Source organism: Bacterioplanoides sp. (genome assembly GCF_965226395.1).
Classification (GTDB): domain Bacteria; phylum Pseudomonadota; class Gammaproteobacteria; order Pseudomonadales; family Oceanobacteraceae; genus Bacterioplanoides.
This window is the reverse complement of sequence record NZ_OZ245358.1, coordinates 560,581-575,531: the sequence shown is the minus strand read 5'-3', so window position 1 is coordinate 575,531 and position 14,951 is coordinate 560,581. Positions and strand designations below refer to the sequence as shown.

The window sequence follows — 14,951 nt, the reverse complement described above, 5'->3', positions numbered from 1 at the left end:
ATCTGTTTTTATAGGGTTTTATCAGCTGAAAAAAGTTTATTGATTTGCATCAGTTTCTCTACGGGGAGGTAATAAAAAGACTACGATGCACATATTCATGATCTACCTATTAATAGGTGTTTTTACCTATCACCGAAGCCACTGCTCCGGCAGTCCCTTGGTTTGAATCATCGCGGCAAAATCCATGGTCAGTGCAATCGCAACATGAACACCAACGCCACCCCAGATTGAACGTGACTTTAACGCCAGAATACCGAGGAAAAAGCCGAATAAAATAGCTCCTGTGGATTCCAGCCACAGCTTTGGAAAGTGCAGCATTAAATAGGGCAGGCACATTACTGCGACGGACAAGCTGCCCAATTGAGTACGTAAACCATTAACCAGGAAGCCACGAAAGAAAAATTCCACCGCAATAAACTGGGTTATATAAATACACTCCCACAGTAGTAAATCCAGCCAGCTGATATGTGCCAAATCATAAAATGGATAGTGATTGGCAAAATCACTGCGAAAGCTGGCCATGATGGCAAAGCCAATAATCGGTGTTGTTAATAACACATACCCCAGCCAATGTTTATGCACGTCTCCCCATTGCAGGCCATAGTCTTTTAAAGGTTGCTTCAGTATCAGCCGGATGGTCAGTAGCGGAATCAGAATAAAAGCCACCAAGTGCCAGAAGCCCCACCAGAGGTAGCCCCATAATTCGCGATAAGCACTGCTGTAATAAGCATTCAGCCATTGTTTATTGGGAATGGACAAGGCACTTTCCAGCATCGGAATCACGGTTTTTAAATTGCTCGAATACTTCAGGTAATGCAGCATCAGCAAACACACACAGGCAACCGCAATCACAACCCATGCCCGATTGGTTAACGTTTGTGGCGCAATTCCCTGGCGATCCTGGATAGCCTGGGTATCAATATCACGCACATGCGACCAGATTTGTTTCGGGTGTAACCAATACAGTGGGTTTTTAAAAGAATTCATTGTCGCTCTGGCTGATTGTCATGATTGAGGGGTTGCTGAATAGGTGCTGTTGAGTAGGTATTGCTGAGAAGGAATTGTGCGTGTCTCTGGCAATTGCCGCAAGCTGGATATGTAAGCTGGCAAGCGGAACACGTAAGTTCGCACGCAGACCCTGAGTTCTTTTGCCCCAGAGCATTCACATTTGCCTCAGGATCGTCAAAACTAAGCAGCGCTTTGATGAGAGACGAATAATGACAAACACTGCTGTACTGCCAGCCAGTCAGGCTGGCCTATACCGCGAGCCCGGTATACACGCCCACTATCTGGAATACCGGCTAGCCGGAGACAAAACAAATGACGATATTAAGCAGGCGTTGGCACAGGCACTGATTCCTGTCTCTGACTGTTATATTGCCATTGCTCTGGGGGCTGAAGCCTGGGATCGTTTACAACCACAATGGCGCCCTGCTGATCTGGCATCGTTTGCGACCGTTAGCGGCAAACATACCATGCCAGCTACACAGGGAGATGTGTTCTTCTGGGTACACGGTGAAGATCGTGGAGACGTGATGGCGACCATACTGCACGTTCAGCAACAGTTGCAGAACGTGGCTGAGGTCACACTGGATATCAGTGGTTTTAAAAACCAGGCTTCCCGTGATTTAACCGGTTTTATTGACGGTACCGCGAATCCGAAAGAAGAGAAGCGGATTGCGGCGGCACAAATACCGGCCGGTCAAGCCGGTGCTGGTGGCTGTTATGTGCTCAGTCAGAAATGGCAGCACAACCTCGCTTCCTTTCAGCAGCTGACGGTCAGGCAGCAGGAAGCGGTGATTGGCCGCACCAAAGAAGATGATGTGGAGCTGGAAGGGGAAGCGATGCCAGCCGATTCACACGTCAGCCGTACCGATGTGAAGGTAGATGGTGTGGCCATGAAAATTTACCGCCGCAGTACACCGTATTACCAGAGCACTGACGATAAAGGGCTGTACTTTCTCTGTTTTGCCAGCGAATTACGCCGTATTCAGATTCAGCTGGAGCGTATGGCCGGCGCAACGGAAGATGGTATCAGTGATCATTTGATGCAGTTTTCAACTCCGCTAACCGGCTCTTATTGGTTTATGCCTGCTGAAGCGGATTTATTACAACTGCTGAAGAGTTGCTGAATCCGGTTTTTACCGTTGAGCAACTCTGGCTGATGTACGGCGACCTTACTGCATCAGCCGCGTATTTCCTGCATTAGCCATGTAGCCTGATCAATATAATGCTCACCAAACAGCAGAGCATGGTTTAACACATGATACAGCTGGTAAATGGGCTTCCTTTTGGCCTGGCCGTCCTGGCTTGCAATCACACTGTGGTAACCGTCATAAAACTTTTTCGGAAAGCGGCCAAACAGCTCGGTCATCGCCAGATCGGTTTCACCATCGCCGTAGTAACTGGCCGGATCAAAAATCATGGGATAAGCCAGTGATTTATCGGGATTAAAGCCAATATTGCCCGACCATAAATCACCGTGCAGTAATGCTGCGGCTGGTTGATGGCCTGAGAGCTGCTGGTGACAGTGAGCGAGGCAATCATCTGTATTTTGAAAATGGATGTTTTTCTGTTGTAACTGCTGAATTAACGGTAGCAGGCGCTGTTTAACAAAAAAGTCAGCCCAGCTGCTGTTCCAGCGGTTGTCTTGTGCCGTCTGGCCGCAATAGGTGGTGATATCAAATCCATACCCCTGCTCAGAGGTGCACTGATGCATTTGTGCCAGTTGTTGTCCGGCACTGAACCAATCACCGTGCATCGCCATTGGCAAGTGTTGCAGAATCAGATAACTCAGCGTGTTGTTTTCACCTTCAAGCGTACCGCTGGTCAGCGGTGTGCAGGTGGCCAGAGTTTGAGTTTGGATAATACGCTGTAACGATTGTTGTTCGGCCTGAGATTGCGGATGATCTGCGAGCGGGCGGCACTTAATAAAATACGCCCCAGCGGCCGTTTGGACGGTTATCTGATTAGCCTCGCAATGGTAGCTATAACCGGAGACGTCTAATGCTTGCGGGAAAAGATGATGGTGAGCGACGGCGTGCTGCAGTATGTCCATAACCATTGAGCTTCCTACCTCTTCCTGGTCATATTGATGTGCCACCGACGTATTCATAAACAAGGCCTCGCTTTTTAACTCTCACTTCAGTGTAAGTCACAGTATTAGCAAAAACTGAGTGACACTTAGCAAATTGTTAAAAAAGCAGGCCTTTGACCGCTTTGAGGGGTCCTTAAAAATTTAGTGGAAAATCCAGTTCTCCCAGCTTTTGATACGCATAATCAAACCACGAACCAGATTCAGTAGATGTCGGTCGGTGGTGAAAATGGTGGCCATGGCATCAGTACCCACTGGCAGCTTCAGATCGGCTGCACGTTCATCGGTCATTTTAATCATCACCAGAACACGGCCCGGTGCACGATCGTAAGCGCCTTTGATCGGTTGGCCGCTGGCGGCTACCATGCCTTCTCCCATTGCCGGAACAACCCTTTGAACTTCGGCCGAGAAAACATGACCCGGTGCAGCAGTAATGGCGAGCTCGGCGGCTTCACCATTTTCCATTCCCTGTAAGGCTTGTTGTGGGAAAGATCCTAACCAGGATTGTTCGTTATGAACAAAAATCATCAGTTGACTGAAAGCCATCGGCATGACGAATTGGCCTGGTCTAACCAGCTCCTGAGTTACCATGCCATCGGCCGGAGCCACAATGGTGCAGTTAGCCAGATTAAATTCCGCTTCATCAACGGCTGCCATTAAACGCTCAACTTCAGCCTCTGCCCCCTGGCGGTCAAATTCTGTACCGGCGTTACGCTGGGCCAGTTTGGTGGCCTGATCCAGGCGAATTTTTGCCAGCTCAAGTTGTGCCTGAACCTGCTCTAAGCGGGAGCGATATAAAGTATCGTCAATTTTTAATAACACATCGCCTTTTTTTAGAGGAGTATTGGGTTCGGCAACCACTTCACTAACATGGCCTTGTACCAGCGCAATAATTGGTGTTACCGGGGCCGTCAGGCGTACATCTTTCGCCACCGGAGCATGCATGTTCAGTAGTAAGAAACCAAAAAAGTAGACCACAATCGGCACCAGAACCGCAGTAACAACTGTGTAATCATTGATGGGAATCAAACGGAATTTTTTAAATAACAACCAGCAGCCAAGGCCATAAATCGCAGTAATTAATTCAAGCATGGTTTAGCTTCCTTGTTGCTGGTGGTGTTGTGAATCAACAGATTGAGCTTGTGCCAGCTGAGCTTCCAGTTTTTCTATGCGCTCAGCCAGACCATCGTCACTGCGGTTTACATCCACCTGTAAACGCTTTTCCGGCAGGATGGCCCACAAGTACACCAGCGGCCATAACGCGTGCAGAGTAAATACACTGAGCCAACAGGCGACGTGAATAGCTGATTTATGAGGGTGATTGTTATTTTCGGCGATATGATGCGGAATGCCATGAAGCCAGACCAGTGCATAAATCACCATGGTGATGCCTAGCAGAAGGATGGCGAGTGCCACCCATTCAAATCCTGTGGTCATTGTTTGTTATCCCTGCTAATGAGTGGTAGATAAATTATAGTCAGAAGCGAGTATATCCCAGCGGCCTGCGAATGCGAGTTCGTTAACTTGTTAAAAGTTATCAAAAATAACGCTACCTCCAGTTGTAACAAAGTGAAACTATCTTTCATATTATGGCAATACATTATTTCCTTTTTAGAAATTAATGAGTGTGAAGTTTTGCCCAAATTGCAACAATTCAACTGAGAATATTGAATCACAGTGTGGGCTTGGCGGTTGGTACTTACTTACATCCTGATGCTTATAAGTGATCGCCGGATTTAACATCAGACAGGGGATGGCAGGGGGCTATTGGACTTAGCCATCGCAGAAAGGTAAAAAAGCGATACATATTTTAACAATAACGGTTGTTCACCAAAAGCCGGGATATTATGACCACCTTGATTGATGACAAACACTCACCATCGTTATCGCTGATCGGAAAAATACGGGAAAGTAAAAGCTGGAGCTGGCTGGCCGAAAGTCTGACCCAGGACAAACGCTTTTCTTACTATTTTGAGCCTCTGATTCAACTGCTGATTCCCAACTGGAGCAGCGTCTCCAGCCGTGCAGATATTCTGACATTACGCCACGAAACCAACGATGTCTTTACGCTGGTAATCCGGCCGCAAAAAAGCTGGGCCAGAGGCGGGTTTTCAGCTGGGCAACATCTGGATTTAATCACTGAAAAAGATGGCGTACGCAGTCACCGTACGTTCAGTATTTCTTCCTCGCCGGATTATTTGGATAAAACCGGCCTGATTGAATTAACCATTCGTGTGCAGGATCAGGGTGCTATCACTCCCTGGCTGAGAGAGCATTTTGCACAGGGGGGGCTGGCGAATATTTCAGCACCGTTTGGTGACTTTACACTGGAGAAGTTTACCGCTGATCATCACTCAGATGCTCCCTTACTGATGATTGCCGGAGGCAGTGGTATCACGCCGTTTCGCTCAATGTTGCAGCAAATGCAGGCAAGTAATGACACACGCCCGGTACAGCTGTTGTATTACGCGCGTAACAACGAGCAGTTTTTATTCCGCCATGAGTTCGAACGTTTATCAAAAGAACGGGAGAATGTGTCGCTAACACTGATGGATGGTGAGCAAGTAGGTCTGATGCAAAGCCAGCATTTACAGGAGCTGGCGCTGGATATTCAGCATCCACAATTACAAGTCATGATTTGTGGCCCAACCCCCATGATCCAGCTGGCCCGGCAGCTGACCGAAGCCACGGGTGTGGCACCAGAGCGCATTGCTTTTGAATACTTTGGCGCAGCACCCATTGATCAGATTGATGGCGTGGATGGCCAGCAGCATGTTTCCTGCACTACCTCCGGCAAGTATTTATTAAGTGACGCTGACCAACCTAAATCGTTATTAGAGCTGGCTGAAGACGCTGACCTGAAGCCGGTGAGTGGTTGCCGTATTGGTGTTTGTCACCAATGTATCTGCAAAAAACAAAGTGGTGTGGTGTATAACACCAAAACCCAACAATATTCGGATACCGGGCCGCAGGAAATTCAGCTGTGTGTCTCTGTGCCGGTGACCGATGTGGCATTAGAACTATAATTTCTGGAATTCTCACTATGACAACTTCGTTTGAACAGCGCCCGGATGAGGCGACGCTACTGGCGTTTCAGCAAGAATTGGATGCCATTCGTGATGAAGCCCTGGCCCGCCGTGGACAGCAGGATGCCGATTACATCCGTAATATGATTCGTTTACAGCGTGGCTGCGAAATAGGTGGTCGCATCCTGATGGTATTGGGGTTTATTCCTCCGTTTAACAGCTTGTGGTGGTTATTCTGGGGGATAGGTGTCGCGTTATTATCGTTGGCGAAAATCTTCGATAATATGGAAATTGGCCACAACGTGATGCATGGCCAATACGACTGGATGAATGACCCGCATATTAATTCCCGTCACTTTAACTGGGACATTGCTGCCGACAGTGATTCCTGGAAGCGTTACCACAACCATGAGCACCACACTTATACCAATATCATTGGTAAAGACCGTGATTTTGGTTATGGCCTGTTACGCTTGAGTGATGATATTCCATGGCGTCCAAAAAACCTGTATCAGTTTTTTACCTATCTGAACCTGAGTTTATTGTTTCAGTGGGGGGTGGCCTACCACGAGCTGGCGGCTGAGCGTATTTTCTTTGGTAAACGCAGAAGCGAAAGCCATTTGCCGATTAGCCGGGAACAACTGAAAAAAGATTTTTTCAGTAAAATTAATAAGCAGGTGTTTAAAGATTATGTTTTCTTCCCGCTATTACTGCTGCCATTTGGTTTAGCGACCGCAGGCTGGGTTTTGCTGGGCAATGTGATTGCTAATCTGGTACGTAATTTATGGACATCCACCATTATTTTCTGTGGTCATTTTACCGAAGAGGTTCACACCTTTGACGAAAATGACTGTAAAAATGAAACCCGCGGCCAATGGTATTATCGTCAGATTCTGGGATCGTCCAATTTGGAAGGTGCACGTTGGTTTCATATTCTCAGCGGTCACCTGAGCTGTCAGATTGAACATCATTTGTTCCCGGATGTTCCGGCGCGCCATTATGTATGGATGGCGGAGCGGGTGCAGCAGGTGTGTGATAAATACCACATACCTTACAATACCGGATCATTTGGGTATCAATACCTGACAGTTGTGAAGCGAGTGTTGCGTTACTCACTGCCGGGTAAAAAACAGCAGTCGAGCGGCACTCTATCGGCGAGCTGAATAACGTTCAGCTCAGCTTATTCAAGGTGAGTCTGAATGAAAAAACTCGTGTATGCCCTGTTGTTTGTAATCGCTGTTATTGCTGCTGTTCTGGCAGGTATGATGGCAAAAGGTGCGTTTGCTTTTGGTCAGTTTGATCACTCCGGCCCGGTTTTATACTGGGTCAATGCCTCTCCGGTTATAGGGGGGCTTTATGCCGGTGCTGCGGATGGCAGTGCCCCGGCCAAAAAAATTCTGTTTAATCCATTCAGTCCTGATGCTGTTGCAATTGATAAAGAAAATAAGCGAATTTATTTCACCAATATGAGGTTGATGGATGACGATAACGGTAATCTGATGAGTGCCGACATCCATAAGGGGGAATTGACCAATCTCACCTATATCGTGCCCGATGGGCTGGGAATACGGACTCCCAAGCAGCTGGCATTGGATAAAGTGAATCAGCAAGTTTATTTTGCTGACAGAGAAGGGCGGCGTATCTACCGTGTTCCGATGGCAGGTATTAAAAAAGCCTCTGAGCTTAAAGTGTTAGTCGATTTCACCAGTCTTCCTGAAAATCAACACCAGTTTGTTGGCGTGGCGGTTGATGAGTCCCACGAGCAGTTCTACTGGACTGATCGGTTTACCAATACCATATGGCGCGCTTCGGTTAATGCAGAGCGTATAATCACTCCTGCCAATGTGGCTGAACAAGCTAGCCAGATTGTGACTTATCAGCAAGGTATGTTGCTGGAAATCGATATTGATCACATCAACCGGCATTTGTATTTTACTGATCGTGGTGAAGGCAACGAATTTATTGGCGAAACATTGCCAGCCGGATTTATTGGAAGGATAGATCTGAATAATCTTGAGGCCGGATATGAAGTGATTGTTCCTGGGCTGTTAAAAGACCCGGTGGGGTTGTCGGTAAGTCCGGAAACAGGCTTTCTGTATTACAGCACCAGTGAAGATTGCCGGATTTTTCGCCGCTCAATGCGTGACGGCCAGATTACACAAATTCATCAAGGGCGACCGTTTTGTGAAGGCATGAAGTTTGTTAACTGGTAACTGATGGATAAATGAAAAAAGCCGGCTTAATACCGGCTTCTTTTATGTTCTCAGATAAATCAGAACAGATTCAGAACCAGAGCCGCTTGTTCGCAATGATCTTTTTTCTTCAGGTCATTTTTCTGTTTCGACTGTTCGGACTTGATCCAGGTATAACTGCTGGGAGAGCCTTTACAGATAATCAGACCCAGTACGTTATTCTTCGATTTCACGAATAAATTCATATTCACCAGGCCGCGGGTACGGGAGCGTAAATGAATTTTCTTCGGTGAAATAGTGTGCGAGCGTAAGCCATCTTTGGCGGTCACGTTCATACTTTGTCCGGCAGGTGCATTGACAAACACCGCATCATCACGGATTTCCAGACTGGTCCAGTTGGAATCCGTTTCAAATTCCAGTTCGTAGATTTTTTCTTCGGCCATGGCCTCAACCGAAGTGGCCAGTAACGCGGCTAACAGCAATTTTTTCATACAACCTTCCGTGGATTTTCCGGAGGTGGGTGAGTGGAAATTCCGGCCAATCAGGCGGCAGAATTTAAAGTAGTCATAGTTATATAGTTCATGATTCTTATATCGTCAAAGTCAGGCGCCAATAAACAGCGCCTGATTTAAGGAAGAGGTTGGTGATTAAAGGTGATTCTCGGCGTATTCGGCCAACACTGAACGGGGGGAGCCCTCCAGATGTACGGTGCCGCCCTGAGTGAAGTTTTTAAACCGCTCAATCAGGTAGGTCAGCCCTGAACTGATTGGATTCAGGTAAGGCGTGTCGATCTGAGCCAGATTACCAAGACACACCACTTTACTGCCCGCTCCTGCACGGGTGATAATGGTTTTGATCTGGTGTGGGGTCAGGTTCTGGCATTCATCAATCAGAATCAGGCTGTGCTGAAAGCTGCGGCCGCGAATGTAGTTCAGTGATTTAAACTGCAACGGCACTTTTTGCAGAATATAGTCGACGCTTGATGGTGAGTGTTCATCGTCACTGTGTAGCGCCTCTAAGTTATCGGTAATGGCTCCCAGCCAGGGCTCCATTTTTTCGGCTTCGGTGCCGGGCAGATAACCAATATCTTCATCCAGGCCACGGGTACTGCGGGTGGCAATAATGCGACGGAACTGGCTGGTGGCGACGGTCATCTCAATCGCTGCGGCCAGCGCCAGAATGGTTTTACCAGAGCCCGCCTGACCGGTGAGGGTAACCAGGTCGACATTAGGGTCGAGCAACAGATTCAGTGCTAACGCTTGTGGAATATCGCGCGGTTTCAGCCCCCAGGCATTCTGATTCAGCAGTTGTTCGGCGGGTAAATCCTGTAATACCGCGCTGGACTCTTCGAGTGCGACTACTTTGGCGACAAAGCCTTTTTCATCGAAGATAAAACGGTTGAGGTATAACTCCTCTGGCAGGTTGTTCAGGGGAATACGATGGTAAGTGCCGGTTTCATCGTGAAAGGTTTCCACCTCGCTCTGGCTGTCCCAGAACGAATCAATATAGCTGTGGTAACCGGTTTCCAGCAGTGATACATCATCCAGCAGCTGGTCGTTCTGATAATCCTGAGCGCCAACGCCACAACCCCGGGCTTTAAGACGCATATTGATGTCTTTGGTAATCAGTACCACGTCCCTACGTGGATATTTTTCCTGCAGGCCCACCAGGCTGTTGATGATTTTGTTGTCGTTAAGATCCGATGGCAGAGTGCGATTGGGCCCGGAAAAGGTATCCAGTAAAATAGAGAAGTGGCCCTGAGTGCCACCGTCTGGGCGGGTAATAGGAACCCCTTTGGCGATTTCGGTTGGGCTGGCATCACCAATGATGCGGTCGATCTGGCGAATGGCTTCACGGCAATCCGTGGCGATGGCAGCCTTACCCATTTTGAGTTTATCCAGCTCTTCCAGCACTGTCATAGGAATCACGACCTGATGTTCTTCAAAATTCAGCAATGCCTGAGGGTCGTGAATCAGCACATTGGTGTCGAGAACGTACAGCTTGGTTGCAGATTTTGTTGCGGCCATAAAGTGAGTCTCGTTTGTCCTTGAACTCAATTCACTATGTTGGCTTTCGAATGGCATTGCAAGTGTCTGTTTTGGCAGGGCCTTTTAACACTATTTTGATCACGCTGTTATGACTGAAAATCTTTCAATCAAGGCGCGAAGAGTGATGTTTAACGAGTTAAATGAATGATGAGCAACATAGAGTGAATGATTTTCAGTCATAACCCGAAGGGCTGGTGTCAGTTTTCCCTGAGCTGTGTTATTCGTTGCTTATTTAACTCGTTAAACCACGCTCCTCATGCCTTGCTCATGAAAAAACTGACAGCCAGCAGCAAAGATCTAAATAGTGTTAAAAGGCCCTAAGTTTTTTGTCGTGGTATTAGCGTTATAATTGCGCATTTTGAATGCACCGGAATCAACGATGATTACATTTGGCCTGATCATTAACCCCTATGCGGGCATTGGTGGCGCTGTTGGCTTAAAGGGCAGTGACCAGATGATAGACGAGGCGTTTCGTCGTGGTGCCCAGCAGAAAGCGATGGCACGCACTTATGATGCTCTGAAGGGCTTAACGGAACATCAACAGGGTTGTCGTTTTATTACCTGTCCGGGTGATATGGGTCAATCGGTACTGGATGAGTTGGATTTTGATTATGCGTTGCTGCCGATGCCGACCAAAGAGCAAACCAGCGCTGCGGATACTCAACAGGCCGTTACTCTTATGGCTGAGCAGCCATTGGATGTTTTGGTCTTTGCCGGGGGAGACGGTACCGCAAGGGATATCCTGGCAGCGCTGGATAAGTCGGATCGTAGTGATATTCCGGTACTGGGAATTCCGGCCGGCGTCAAAATCCACTCTGGTGTGTATGGCATCACGCCACAAGCCAGCGGCGAAGTATTACAAACCTTGTTGCAGGGTGGCTTAGTCGATATTAAAGAGTCGGAAGTCCGCGATCTGGATGAAGAGGCGTTTCGTCAGGATAAAGTGATTGCTCGTCATTATGGTGAGATGCGGGTGCCGCAGGTTGGCCATTTTGTGCAGGCAGTGAAGCAGGGCGGTGTGGAGTCGGAAGAATTAGTGCTGGCGGATATTGCTGCCTATATGCGCGAACAAATGGAAGATCAGCCACAAACACTGTTTCTGATAGGGTCCGGTAAAACCACTCAGGCGATTATGGAAGAGCTGGGATTAGACAACACTCTGTTGGGAGTTGATGCGGTTTTCTCCGATCAAAACGGTCATCCGGAGTTGCTGGCCAATGATCTCAACGAGCAGCAAATTCTGCAGCTGTTTGAACAGTATCCGATACGACAAGCGGTATTGAGTATTATGGGCGGCCAGGGGCATATCACTGGTCGTGGTAATCAGCAGTTCAGCGCTCAGGTGCTGAAGCAGCTGGGCAAGGCAAACATCTGTTTGGTCTCAACTAAAACCAAATTAACCGAACTGAATGGCCGCTCTCTGATTATGGACTCGGGGGATGCGGCATTAAATCAGGAGTGGGCTGGCACCATTGAGGTTATCACTGGCTATCGTGACAGCGTTGTCCAGCCTATCTCTTAAATAATACGACCGATATGGCATCAAAGGTTATGAAAACAGAACAAAAACCTTTTTCGGATTGTGGTTGTTGCTTGTATACATCTAATTACAATACATGAACAAAGGTTATACGCGATTGGTTACCAATTAGGATTACACTCCTTCACCAAGATTATGAGAGTTCTGCTGAATTTGTGAACGATTAAGTAGTTTTTATGATTAAGTCGTTGTTATGAAGTGTGTGTATTGCCAGTCTGACGTATTAAGTGCTGAACCGATAACCGTTTCCGGAATTGGCCCGGCCCACCGCCATTGTTATGAGAAAAGTCTGGTTGAACAGCGGGTGTTCCGTCATCTTAACTTACGGGCGTTGCCCGATGCTGATCTTCGTGAACTGATGGATATGGCGAAGATGGAATTAAATGTTCGTGAAGCCGATGTTCAGAGCGTGGACTTATGGCAGGAAGACGTACTGTTCTGTTGAGCCAAAACCACTCTCTTCTCTACCGAACGAGTACAAAAAATGCCCGCGCTGATTTCTCAGAGCGGGCATTTTTATAGCAGGCGCTTTTGCCGCAATTTTTCGCAAAGAGCGCAGCCGCATTAATTCAGCGGCTGGATAACACCTGCTGTTGTTTCTGCAGTTGTTGCTTCTGCTGTTGCAGAGCGGGTCATACCAATAAAGTCGAGCAGGATTTCACCGGCTTCCACCAGTACCGCATCCTCTTCTTCTTTTGATTTGTCTTCTGTCTCATTCGCTTCAGCCGTTTTAGCCTCATCCGACGTTTCGCTGGCCGCTTCTTCCTTTTTATTGGCCGGCTCTTCACTGTGTTCTTCATCGTCCAGGCTGTCCAATAATGGAAGCCCTTTTGCCTGACGACGATTATTTTCCAGTGCCAGGCGGCGATCATCGTTAGCCTGACGTTCTTCTTTTCGGGTTTTTTCGTTCAGAGAAACCTGAGTCTGATCACGTAATTCAGTGATTAACGCTTTTTGTTCGCGCATAAACAGGAAGTCCGGGTTATCACTGATTCGTTGCTGGTGTTTGTCTCGAAGTGACGGCACCAACTGAGTTAATACGCCAGACTGGCTGTGTTCAGCCGGACGAATGGTATCCCAGGGCAGAGCTTCGTCCAGTGCGCTCTCACCAATTTTGTCTTTATCAAATAACGACGGGAACAGAATGTCGGGAATCACTCCCTGATGCTGGGTGCTGTCACCGGATACCCGGTAAAACTTAGCCTGAGTGATTTTTAACTGGCCATGATGCAACGGACGTAACGACTGAACTGTGCCTTTACCAAAGGTCTGGCCACCAACCACTAAACCGCGGCCATAATCCTGAATGGCTCCGGCAAAAATCTCTGAGGCCGAGGCACTTAAACGATTAACCAGCACAGTGATCGGGCCATCGTATAACACGCCAGGGTCGCGATCTTGTAAGACTTCTACACGGCCACGGATGCTGCGTACCTGTACTACTGGCCCGGTTGGGATAAACAGACCCGTTAACGAAATGGCTTCTTCCAGAGAACCGCCACCGTTATTGCGCAAGTCAATCACCAGGCCTTCAACATCTTCCTTCTTCAGGTCCTGGATTAGCTTGGCGACATCGCGGGTCGTCGAGCGGTAGTCCGGTTTGTTTTCCATTCGCCCTTGGAAGTCGATGTAGAAGGTGGGAATATCAATCACACCAATTTTGCGGGTGGTTGGGTTTTTCGGGTCACCACTGTCGATATTAATGATTTCACTTTGTGCCGATTGCTCTTCCAGCTTTACTTCATCCCGCACAATGGAGATCACTTTGCTTTCACTGCCGTTACCGCTGGTAGGCAGAATCTCTAACCGCACTGTGGTGCCTTTAGGGCCACGAATCAGATCGACAACTTCATCCAGGCGCCAGCCAATCACATCAACAATGTCACCTTGTTCATTCTGACCCACACCAATAATTTTATCGGCCGGTTCCAGATTCTCAGCCTTATCAGCCGGGCCTGCCGGTACTAAACGTACCACTTTGGTGTGCTCGTCTTCGGTTTGTAAAACCGCACCAATGCCCTGCAACGACAGGCTCATATTGATGTTGAAGTTTTCGGTATTACGTGGGGAGAAATATTGCGTATGCGGATCAAATGAACGCGTCACTGCATTCATAAAGGTCTGATAGGCGTCTTCCGCTTTGGTCTGATGCACCCGGTTTAACTGGTTCTGATAGCGCTTGGTCAGTAATTCGATAATGTCGTCTTTTTCTTTACCAGCCAGTTTCAGGTTGAGCATGGAGTTTTTCAGGCGCTTCTTCCACAGGGCGTCCAGTTCGCGACTGGTGGTTGCCCACAAAGCATCTTCACGATCCAGCTCCAGCGTTTCATCGCCGTCAAAGGTGTAATTGGCGGCGTTATTGTTCAGTTCATTTAATAAGAACGACAAGCGCTCGGATACCCGTTGCTCATAGCGGTTAAACATCAGAAAGCCGGGTTGCATATCACCGCGGGCGAGAGCATCGTCCAGCTTGCTGCGGTATTTTTCAAATTCCTGGATATCTGATGCCAGAAAATAACTGCGGGTGCCGTCGATGTCGTCCAGCAGGATATCCAGTACCTTGGAGGATAAATCATCGTTCAGGCGGCGATGCTCATAGTGGCCGCTGAGCAGGTTATTCATAATCTGCTGGCTGGTAACGGCGTGCGTGCGGGTTGGCTCTAATGGCGCAAACGGTGTTCCCGGAGCAATGGTTTCAATGGAGCTGTGAGCGCATACTGAGGCCAGTGCCAGAGGAATCAGCAGCAGGTTCTTAGCCATCCTCGTTGTAGGCAGCCCCTTTTCAGACAGCTTTGAGGAAGGTGTCGATTGGGTAATCTGATGATACCAGTGGGAAATAAAACGCATAGAAATCGCCGCTTCTCGGTTGTTATGTCGACTTGTTGTTAACTGTCGCATTCTTTTTAACGTCATGTTTTTAACGTCGTATTGTACCAATCATAATGGGTCGTTATGATGCCGCACCCCTGATGCTACGGTATCTGAACTGGGCTGTCATCTTTGTGCCTGGGGCAGTACACATTGTTTACAAAGCCTTACATCGGGTAGGTC

Annotated in this window: 13 protein-coding genes; 6 read left to right on the top strand and 7 right to left on the bottom strand. The window is 48.0% G+C overall.

Features of this window, described 5'->3' with window-relative positions:
• Window positions 1-129: 129 nt before the first annotated feature.
• A complete protein-coding gene (locus ACO05E_RS02610; RefSeq protein WP_419811444.1) occupies window positions 130-987 on the bottom strand; it encodes a CPBP family intramembrane glutamic endopeptidase in 858 nt (285 codons plus the stop codon).
• Window positions 988-1,217: 230 nt separating this feature from the next.
• On the opposite strand from ACO05E_RS02610, the gene ACO05E_RS02605 reads away from it, so the two are divergent.
• Window positions 1,218-2,132, top strand: a complete 915-nt coding sequence (locus tag ACO05E_RS02605) for a Dyp-type peroxidase (RefSeq protein ID WP_419811443.1) — start codon at window positions 1,218-1,220, stop codon at window positions 2,130-2,132.
• Window positions 2,133-2,185: 53 nt separating this feature from the next.
• Here ACO05E_RS02605 and ACO05E_RS02600 read toward each other — a convergent pair whose 3' ends face one another.
• The 3 genes from ACO05E_RS02600 to ACO05E_RS02590 form a co-directional block, all read right to left on the bottom strand.
• Complete coding sequence (locus ACO05E_RS02600) at window positions 2,186-3,115, bottom strand: fructosamine kinase family protein (protein WP_419811442.1); 930 nt, start codon at window positions 3,113-3,115, stop codon at window positions 2,186-2,188.
• A 123-nt stretch (window positions 3,116-3,238) separates the two neighbouring features.
• On the bottom strand, window positions 3,239-4,186 hold the full coding sequence (locus tag ACO05E_RS02595) for an HlyD family secretion protein (protein WP_419811441.1): 948 nt from the start codon (window positions 4,184-4,186) through the stop codon (window positions 3,239-3,241).
• Between the two features lie 3 nt (window positions 4,187-4,189).
• Complete coding sequence (locus ACO05E_RS02590) at window positions 4,190-4,531, bottom strand: DUF3302 domain-containing protein (protein ID WP_421722723.1); 342 nt, start codon at window positions 4,529-4,531, stop codon at window positions 4,190-4,192.
• A 410-nt stretch (window positions 4,532-4,941) separates the two neighbouring features.
• On the opposite strand from ACO05E_RS02590, the gene ACO05E_RS02585 reads away from it, so the two are divergent.
• The 3 genes from ACO05E_RS02585 to ACO05E_RS02575 are packed head-to-tail and all read left to right on the top strand — an operon-like array spanning window position 4,942 to window position 8,333.
• Window positions 4,942-6,120 (top strand): flavin reductase family protein, encoded by a 1,179-nt coding sequence (locus tag ACO05E_RS02585; protein WP_419811440.1) that lies wholly within the window; start codon window positions 4,942-4,944, stop codon window positions 6,118-6,120.
• Window positions 6,121-6,137: 17 nt separating this feature from the next.
• Window positions 6,138-7,283, top strand: a complete 1,146-nt coding sequence (locus ACO05E_RS02580) for a fatty acid desaturase family protein (protein WP_419811439.1) — start codon at window positions 6,138-6,140, stop codon at window positions 7,281-7,283.
• A gap of 36 nt (window positions 7,284-7,319) precedes the next feature.
• Window positions 7,320-8,333 (top strand): hypothetical protein, encoded by a 1,014-nt coding sequence (locus ACO05E_RS02575; RefSeq protein WP_419811438.1) that lies wholly within the window; start codon window positions 7,320-7,322, stop codon window positions 8,331-8,333.
• 59 nt (window positions 8,334-8,392) lie between these two features.
• Here the strand turns inward: ACO05E_RS02575 and ACO05E_RS02570 are convergent, their stop codons facing one another.
• Complete coding sequence (locus tag ACO05E_RS02570) at window positions 8,393-8,803, bottom strand: hypothetical protein (protein WP_419811437.1); 411 nt, start codon at window positions 8,801-8,803, stop codon at window positions 8,393-8,395.
• Between the two features lie 156 nt (window positions 8,804-8,959).
• Complete coding sequence (locus ACO05E_RS02565) at window positions 8,960-10,339, bottom strand: PhoH family protein (protein WP_419811436.1); 1,380 nt, start codon at window positions 10,337-10,339, stop codon at window positions 8,960-8,962.
• Window positions 10,340-10,739: 400 nt separating this feature from the next.
• Here ACO05E_RS02565 and ACO05E_RS02560 point away from each other — a divergent pair, with 400 nt between their 5' ends.
• Together ACO05E_RS02560 and ACO05E_RS02555 are read left to right on the top strand one after the other, a co-directional pair.
• Window positions 10,740-11,882, top strand: a complete 1,143-nt coding sequence (locus tag ACO05E_RS02560; protein ID WP_419811435.1) for an ATP-NAD kinase family protein — start codon at window positions 10,740-10,742, stop codon at window positions 11,880-11,882.
• A gap of 211 nt (window positions 11,883-12,093) precedes the next feature.
• Window positions 12,094-12,345: a hypothetical protein gene (locus tag ACO05E_RS02555; RefSeq protein WP_419811434.1), complete on the top strand. Its 252-nt coding sequence runs from the start codon at window positions 12,094-12,096 to the stop codon at window positions 12,343-12,345.
• A 119-nt stretch (window positions 12,346-12,464) separates the two neighbouring features.
• Here the strand turns inward: ACO05E_RS02555 and ACO05E_RS02550 are convergent, their stop codons facing one another.
• Window positions 12,465-14,747, bottom strand: coding sequence for a carboxy terminal-processing peptidase (locus ACO05E_RS02550; RefSeq protein WP_419811433.1), 2,283 nt, complete (start codon window positions 14,745-14,747; stop codon window positions 12,465-12,467).
• Window positions 14,748-14,951: the final 204 nt, after the last annotated feature.